Origin of the sequence: Micromonospora sp. AMSO12t (genome assembly GCF_008806585.1) — a bacterium.
Taxonomy (GTDB): domain Bacteria; phylum Actinomycetota; class Actinomycetes; order Mycobacteriales; family Micromonosporaceae; genus Micromonospora; species Micromonospora reichwaldensis.
Genome location: NZ_WAAS01000008.1, coordinates 55,340 through 61,641 on the forward strand (window position 1 = coordinate 55,340; position 6,302 = coordinate 61,641).

Consider the following 6,302-nt stretch of genomic DNA (forward strand, 5'->3'; position numbering starts at 1 on the left):
GTGCCCGTCGCCGGTGCCGCATCGGGCGATGACCGGGGGTGATGCCGCTTCAGGGGAGCACTCCACTCCGGCTCGGCGACAGCTCGTGTACGGTCGACCCTGCCGTGCATGGTTGCCGACCGAGGAGGTGAGTCCGATCAACGCTGTGACAGGTCGGGACTCCCTGCCCCGCATGGTCTAGGGAGCGCCCGCAAAGGCACCCGAAAGGCCCACGTTCCCGATGCACATCCACGAAGAGTTCTTCACCGTCGGTGGCGTCCCCGCTGTCAGGTGGACCCAGGACGACGACACCACCGCCCCTCGCCCGCTGATCCTCCTCGGCCACGGCGGCGGCCAGCACAAGACCGCCCCCGGCATCCTGCACCGCGCCCACCGCTTCGTGACCAGCGGATTCACGGCCGTCTGCGTGGACGTTCCGAACCACGGCGACCGGCCGACCGATGCCCGTTACCAGGACATCGCCACCGAGATCCAAGCCCGCGTCGACTCCGGCGACGAGCTGGCCCCGCTGCTCGCCGGGTTCCAGGCCATCGTCGCCGAGCAGACCGTACCGGAGTGGCGGGCCGTCCTGGACCACCTCGGGTCGGAAGCCGTCGGCTACTGGGGAGTGTCGCTGGGATGCGGGCTCGGCGTGCCGTTCGTGGCCGCTGAGCCCCGGGTCCGCGCGGCGGTGCTGGGCCTGGGTGGCGCCGCGGCCCCGGCTTCCGCCGTAGCCGCCGCACAGATCACCGTGCCGATCGAGTTCCTGGTCCAGTGGGACGACGAGCGGGTGCCCCGCGAGCAGAGCCTGGCCCTGTTCGACGCGTTCGGCTCGGCCGAGAAGACCTTGCACGCCAACCCGGGCCGCCACGGCGACCGGCTCCCGGAGCATGAGCTGGACAGCGCGGTCCGGTTCTTCACCCGCCACCTCATGCCGCGCTGACCGTCATCGCATCCGCCGCCCCGCTCGATCGACACGACGGCAGCAGCCGGTCGGGCGGGGCTTGGTGGATGACGTCGACGCCGCACCGGCCGGCCGACGACGACCGCGGGCACGTCGACGGGTCCGACCGGTCAGAACGGGGCGTCCACCGGGAGTCGACGCACCTGCGTCAGGTAGGGGTCCAGCTCGCCCACCTCGAACCGGCAGGTGCCGATGACGTGCCAGAACTGACCGCCCGAATCACCGTCCAGCTTGTAGCGTCCGTCCGGGCTGACCGCAGCCCAGCCGTCCGGCAGGCCGATCAGGGTGGCGCGCAGCTGAGCGTGCTCCGGGTCCACGACGTCCCAGAGCCGGACGGTGCCGTCGTCACCGGCGCTGGCCAGCATGCTGCTGTCCGGGCTGAACGCCACCGACCAGACCCGCCGGGTGTGCGCGGCCAGGGTGCCGTGCAGCCGACCGGTGCCCGGATCCCACAGCCGGATGATCAGGTCGTCCCCGGCGGTGGCGAGCAGCGCGCCGTTCGGGCTGAACGCACAGGACCAGAGCCGGCCGGTGTGCTCGGTGAGCGCCACGCGCCGTTCGCCGGTCAGCGCGTCCCACACCACGGCGGTGCCGTCGTTGCTGGCGCTGGCGAGCAGCGTCCCCTCGCTGTTGAAGCACACCGCGTACACGCGGTCGGTGTGCAGCTCCAACGTATGGCGACAGGTCGCGGTGGCCGCGTCCCAGAGCCGGACGAGGTGGTCGTCGCAGCCGGTGGCGATGGTCTCGCCGTCCGGGCTGAACGCCACCGCCCGGACCCGGCCCCGGTGCGGGGCGAGGGTGGCGAAGTGCCGGCCGGTACGCCGGTACCACAGTCGGACCGTGTCATCGTCGTTGGCGGTGGCCAGCGCATCGCCGTCCGGGCTGAACGCGGCCGCCCAGACATGGTCGGTGTCCACGTTCAGCTCGCGTTCGTCGACCCCGGTGTCGGTGTTCCACAGGTGCACGCCGCCGTCCCCGCTCGGTGCGGCGACCAGTGGCTCACCCGGACAGAACACGGCGGAGAGCAGCCGGTCGGCCGGGCTGGCGAACTGCCGGACCAGCCGCCCGGTGCGTGGCTCCCACAGCCGCACCACACCGTCGTTGCCGCAGGCGGCCAGCACCTCGCCGTCGTCGCGGAAGGACAGCGAGGTGACCCGCCGCCCGTGCCCACGCAGGGTGTGCTGAAGCTGCCCCGTCCGCGTGTCCCAGAGGCGGGTGGTGCCGTCGTTGCTGCTGGTCGCCACCTGGGCCTGGTCCGGCCGCCACACCACCGGCCAGACCGAGCCACGGTGCCGGCTCAGCTCGTGCCGGAGCTGGCCGTCGGCGGTGGTCCAGAGCTGGATCGCGCCGTCGCTGGCGGCCGTGGCGAGCATGGTGCCGTCGGCGTTGAACCGGACGCTGTAGATGGCGCCACGCTGCCGGTCCAGCACCCGGACCGGGCGGCCGGTCTCCACCTCCCACAGCCGCAGCGCGCCATGCGTGTCGCCGGTTGCCATCAGCCCGCCGTCGGGGTGCACGTCGAGGGCGTAGACGTCGGCCTCGTGGCCGCGCGGCTGGCGCAGCAGCTCCCCGTCGGCGGCCCGGCGGATCCACACCCGGCCGTGCTGTCCGACGGCGACCAGCGACCGGCCGTCCGGGGTGTGCACCACCCGGTAGACCACCTCCGGCTCCCGCACCTCGAAGGCGAGGTCGCCCGACGCGATGTCCCAGCCACGGACCGCGCCGGAACTGTCCACGACCACGACCCGCCGCCCGTCCGGGCTGAACGAGGTGCCCCAGACGGGCGCGGCGTGCCCGGGCCATTCCTGGAGCAGCCGGGCGGTCCGGGTGTCGTAGAGCCGGACCACACCGGCCGCGTCGCCCACCACCAGCCGGCCCCGGGCGCCGTCGGTGAGCAGCGGCCACACCCAGCCGGCGAAGACGTCCTCGATCACGTGCCGCACGTCGCCGTGGTCCGCGTCCCACAGTCGTACGCTGAGGTCGGCCGAGCCGGTGACCAGGTGGTGCGAGGCGGCGTCGAATCGGACCGCGTACACCCGGCCCCGGTGGCCCTGCAGGGTCCGCACCGGAAGGCCGGTGGTGGTGTCGCAGATCAGCACCCCTCCGTCGTCGCTGCCCACGGCGAGCACCGTGCCGTCGGGGCTGTACGCAGCCGGCAACGGCAGCCGGCCCACCTCGAAGCCGTACGAGACGCCCACGGCGGACGGGGCCAGGCCCGGTGTCACCGGACGGCCCGGGGCGACCACGGCGCCGCGCAGCTCCGGCGCGCGCAGCAGCGCCGGGTGGGCACTCACGTCGATCAGCGCGGCCCGGTGCCAACTGCTGCCGGCCACCCGCACGTCACGCAGGTCGGCCCGGAACAGTCGGGCTCCGGCCAGATCGGCCCCGCTCAGGTCGGCCCCGGTGAGGCGAGCCTGGTCCAGGCGGGCGCCGCGCAACCGGGCGTGGGTCAGCCGGGCCCCGGTCAGGTTGGTGGCGACCAGGCGGGTGTCGGTCAGGTCCGCGCCGGTCAGGTCCGCCTCGGCCAGCTCCCGGTGGGACAGGTCCTCACCGCGCAGCACCGCGCCACGTAGGTCGGCCCGGTCGGGCAGCCGCAGCCGGGCGCTGAGCCGCAACGCGTTGGCCCGAACCGTCTCGCCGGCTGCCTCGTCGCCCAGCACCCGGGACGTCCAGGCGGTGCAGCGGGCCGGGTCGGCGAGGTCGCCGAGGAACTCCACGGCCAGCGTCGACAGCGGGCGCGCCGCCAGGGCCGACGGCTCCTCGCCCTCATTGAGCTGGGCGGCGGTCCCCGCGGCGACCAGCCACTCCATCACGGAGGTGTGGATGAAGCCGAACAGGCCGTCGTCGGTGCGGACCAGCAGACTGCCCGCACCCACCGCGTGCGTCGCCTGCGATCCGGAGAGCTGGGACTCTGCCAGCCCGGCCAACTGCCCGGCGGCCTCGGCCAGCTCGGCCAGGCGCAGGTACGACTCCCCGCTCTCCCAGAGCTGGAAGGCCAACCGGCTCACCGCGCGCCACAGCTCGGGACGGCGCAGGCTGACCGGCACACCCGGCACGCCCTGGGTGCGCCGCTCCTCGAAGTCCAGCCAGGCTTCCAGGATCTCCCGGTAGAGCGCGGCGGCGCTGAACGTGCCGCCCGCACCGGCCACGGCGGTCAGCCGTCCCTCGTCGAGGTTGGCGATGAAGCCGAGCATGCGCGGGTTACGAGAGAGGCCGAGCAGGTCCCGTACCCCGCCGAGCAGGTCCATCCGCTCCCGGGCCGCCCGCTCGTCCCCGCCGTAGCGGTGCCGCAGGAAGGTCTCGATCTGCGCGGGGGTGAAGTCCTCGACGGCCAGTACCCGCCGGTGCGGCAGCATGCCCACCCGCTCACCGAGGGCGGTGAGCACCTGCGAGTTGGTCTTGAAGTGCTGGGTGCGACTACTAACGATGATCTTGGCGTTCCCCTCGGCCGCCTGGAGCAGCGTCTCCAGGTGGTCCGCCGCCCGGTCGTAGGTGACCCGGGCCACCAACTCGTCGAAGCCGTCGAAGAGCAGGACGATCCGCCCCTGCCGGAGCATGTAGCGGAACGCCTTCAGGTCGATCACCTGCTCGCCGTGGTTGGCCAGGTGCGCGGCGACCAGCCCGTCGACCGAGTGCGCCTTGTCCAGCGCACGCAACTCCACCAGGATCGGGATCAGGTCGGGGGCAGCCGTCGGCAGCCGGCGGGCCACCTCGCGCAACGCGAACGTCTTACCCCGGCCGAAGTCGCCGAGCACCAGCACGAACCGGCCGTCCGGCGCGGCGGCGAACTCGAGCAGCTGGTCCACCACGTCCTCGCGGACCTGCTGGTCGGCGCCGACCAGGTGGCGGTAGCGCTGCGGCACGTACTGGCCGGGCGGGTAGAGCCGGTCGGCCTGCAACCGGGCGGTCTGCGCGGCGACGTACTCACGCAGATCGAGCAGCCCCTGGAACTCGGTCAGGTGCAGCACCCGTACGCCGCGCCGCTGTGCCTCCTCGGCCAGTCCGCGCGGGACCCGGTCGCCGTCGTAGACCAACTCGGACGCGATGTCCGGGTCGGTGGCGTGCACCCGCCGGGCGAAGTGGTCGAGGTCCGTGGCGGTCGGGGTGCCGACGTACGCCCCGACCCGCTGCTGCCGGACCACCCCGTCGGCGCGGTAGGTGACGAACAGGTGCGGCGGCTCGACCGTCACCCGACGCACCAGCACCCGGTCGTGGCGCGCCTCGCAGACCTCGGCCAGCCGGTCGAGCAGTCGGTCCAGCGGCGCCACCGGGAGCACGGCCGGCGTGCTGGCCGGCGCGTCCCCGACGGCTCCCTCGGCGGAGGTGGGCTGCCGCGGGTCCGGAATCTGGGCCGGCCCGACAGCACCGAACGTCGCCTCCGCCCGGGGCCAGCGCACGGCCGTCGACTCGCCCACCTCGCGCCGGTCGTCGCGGCCGAGAACCCAGCGGGTCATCCCGTCGGCGGCGAGCCGGAGCACCTGCGCCCGGCCGTCGCGGGTCGCGGTGGCCAGCGGCACCACGGGGTCGACCTGGGCACCGGTCGGCACGGCGTCGGAGAGCAGGAGGTTGAGCATCGGCCCGAGCAGGCGGTTGAACGACCCCCGGTCGCGCAGCGTCACCCCGTCCGGGACCGCGACCTCGTCGGCGTACGGGGTGCGCGGGCCGGGAACGTGCGCCATCGCGCCCAGCCGCAGCCAGCCGGACTGCTGGTAGTGACGCAGCCGCTGGGCGAACCAGGTGGACTGGGCCTCGCCGAGGAAGCCGTAGCGGTCCTCCTCGCGGTGGGTGACGGCGACGGTGGAGTTCAACCCGGCCACCACCACCCGCAGGTCCGGCACCGGGAACAGCGTCCACGGTTGCTCGCTGTCGAAGAGCCGGTCCTCCAGACCCTGGTAGAGGTCGTCGAAGAGCCGCGCGTAGTGCCGCCACTTCGGCCAGTACGGCGGCTGCGGGTCGACGTCGTCCGCCTCGCAGGTGGCGAAGTACGCGCGGCTCGCGGCCATGGTCACGTCGCGCGGGCCGGGCACCACGACCAGGCGGTGCGGCTCCAACCCGAGCAGCACCCGCAGCCCGGTGAGGAAACTCAGCGCGTCGGAGAACTCGCGGGGACTGCCGGACTCGGTCAGGTTGCCCGCCACCACCAACAGGTCGGGTCGGGGGACCTCGTCGTTCATCAGCAGGGTCAGATCACCCATCAGGTGTTCCTGGAGCTCCCCCGGGGTGACCGGGGCGCCCGGCTCGATCATGCCCCGACCGAACCGCGGGCCGGTCACCTGGAGCACGGTCAGCGCCGTCCGCGCGGTCGGCACCGTCGCCGGGGCGGTGGGGAACGGTGGCGGGTTGATCGGCGTACGGCGGG

The 6,302-nt window shown here is 73.7% G+C and carries 2 protein-coding genes; one reads left to right on the forward strand and one right to left on the reverse strand.

The genetic code is table 11. From position 1 onward, the window contains the following. Positions 1-220 precede the first annotated feature (220 nt). A complete protein-coding gene (locus F6X68_RS02495) occupies positions 221-922 on the forward strand; it encodes a S9 family peptidase (RefSeq protein ID WP_151452708.1) in 702 nt (233 codons plus the stop codon). Positions 923-1,053: 131 nt separating this feature from the next. Here F6X68_RS02495 and F6X68_RS02500 read toward each other — a convergent pair whose 3' ends face one another. Further along, complete coding sequence (locus F6X68_RS02500) at positions 1,054-6,189, reverse strand: pentapeptide repeat-containing protein (protein WP_225851928.1); 5,136 nt, start codon at positions 6,187-6,189, stop codon at positions 1,054-1,056. Positions 6,190-6,302 lie beyond the last annotated feature (113 nt).